The 1,565-nt window shown below is 64.2% G+C and carries 3 protein-coding genes; all 3 read left to right on the top strand.

Annotation, left to right across the window (positions count from 1 at the left end):
* Positions 1-189 (top strand): hypothetical protein (locus tag H537_RS54525; RefSeq protein ID WP_043459280.1); only part of this gene is annotated, 189 nt, incomplete at its 5' end.
* Between the two features lie 153 nt (positions 190-342).
* Positions 343-1,167 (top strand): 3-oxoadipate:acetyl-CoA acetyltransferase, encoded by an 825-nt coding sequence (locus H537_RS0119005; RefSeq protein WP_028999087.1) that lies wholly within the window; start codon positions 343-345, stop codon positions 1,165-1,167.
* A 267-nt stretch (positions 1,168-1,434) separates the two neighbouring features.
* On the top strand, positions 1,435-1,565 hold a 131-nt coding region (locus H537_RS55830), incomplete at its 3' end, for a succinate dehydrogenase, cytochrome b556 subunit (protein ID WP_441293979.1).

Here is a 1,565-nt window from a genome sequence, read left to right as displayed (position 1 = left end):
GCGCACATCCTCACCCCCTCGGCCACCGTGCGCCGCGTCATCAACATGACGGCCCTGGCCGTGGCCGCTGTGGCGGAGCTGATGGCGAGACAGTCGAAGTCCGGCATCAAGGTTGGCAACGCACCGCAGAGCCGGCCTACCGGTACTCCGGAACCGGTATTGGACAAGACGCCGCACGCCACTGCCTAGCAAGCCTACTTGCGGAATCGCGGGCCGAGGCCGCACGGGTTCAGCGACCAGTGATCCCCGCCTGCTGACTTTCTTATCCCGGCTCTGGCTCAGCGCCAGATGCCAAGTACGCCGCCGTATGGCGGGCGCCTCCCTCGCCATGGAGACACAGACATGACCCAACCCTGCATCATCACTGTCGCCATCACTGGGTCTTTACCCCAGAAGCGCGATAACCCTGCGGTACCCATCACCGTCCAGGAGCAGATCGAGTCGACGCACGAGGCCTTTGAAGCCGGTGCGACACTGGTGCACTTGCACGTGCGCAACGACGATGGGACCACGACTTCTTCACCGGAGCGTTTTGCTCAAGTGCTTGACGGCATCCGCAAGCACTGCCCGGGCATGATTGTGCAGTTCTCCACCGGAGGGCGTTCCGGCGCCGGACGTGAGCGCGGCTCCCATCTGAAACTCAAGCCTGACATGGGCTCGCTGGCTACGGGCTCCGTGAATTTCCCGACCCGCGTCTATGACAACAGCCCGGATCTGGTCGAGTGGCTGGCCACCGAGATGCGCGACCTGGGTATCAAGCCCGAAATCGAGGCGTTCGACCTGTCGATGATCTTCCAGGCGGCCAAGCTTCAGCAGCAGGGCCAGATCAAGGGGCCGCTGCACGTGCAGTTCGTGATGGGCATCCGCAACGCCATGCCCGTGGACCGGGAGGTGCTGGAGTTCTACGTGCGCACGCTGCAGCGCTTGGCACCGGGCTCGACTTGGACGGGCGCAGGCATTGGCAGGGACCAGGTGACCATGGCGCGCTGGTCGCTCGAGCTGGGTGGGCATTGCCGCACCGGGATGGAGGACAACGTGCGCTTGGATAAGGATACGCTGGCGCCGTCCAACGCCGCGCTGGTGCGTGCCGTAGTGGATCTGTGCCAACAGCACGGCCGCCCCGTTGCGACGCCCGAACAGGCACGCCAACTCCTCGGATTGAACTGAGCCTGGCTCCCAGAGCAGGCGAACATCCTCAGGCCCGGCCGGCGTGTACCGGCTGCTTGTGCCATCTCAAGCGCTGCCGCCGCGATCAGGGGCCCGTAGGTCCTTGTTCCGCGGCTGGCGTTTGCCACGCCACACAGCGCTGCAAGCAGCGCCAGGCAATGAGAGCCAGTCCAGGGCGCGGCCCGAATTGCTTTCAGCTCCAGGATATTGCCGCGGTCGGCTGCACATCTCTCCAGTACATCCACCAACTACATGCAAGGCCGCACCATGGCAGACACGCTCAAGCAAAGACCCGTCTATCGCAACATCCACATCTCGCAGATCGTTTCCTACCGTCTGCCGCCCTCGGGCATCGTGTCGATCCTGCACCGCGTCAGCGGCGCGATGATCTTCTTCCT

The sequence above is a fragment of the Azohydromonas australica DSM 1124 genome, assembly GCF_000430725.1.
GTDB lineage: Bacteria > Pseudomonadota > Gammaproteobacteria > Burkholderiales > Burkholderiaceae_C > Azohydromonas > Azohydromonas australica.
Note: the sequence above shows the minus strand (reverse complement) of the source record. Positions and strands in the feature narration are given on the sequence as shown.

Excerpts from the sequence above, each read along its gene's own strand:
- H537_RS0119005 (WP_028999087.1), top strand. The coding sequence starts at position 343 with ATGACCCAACCCTGCATCATCACTGTCGCCATCACTGGGTCTTTACCC.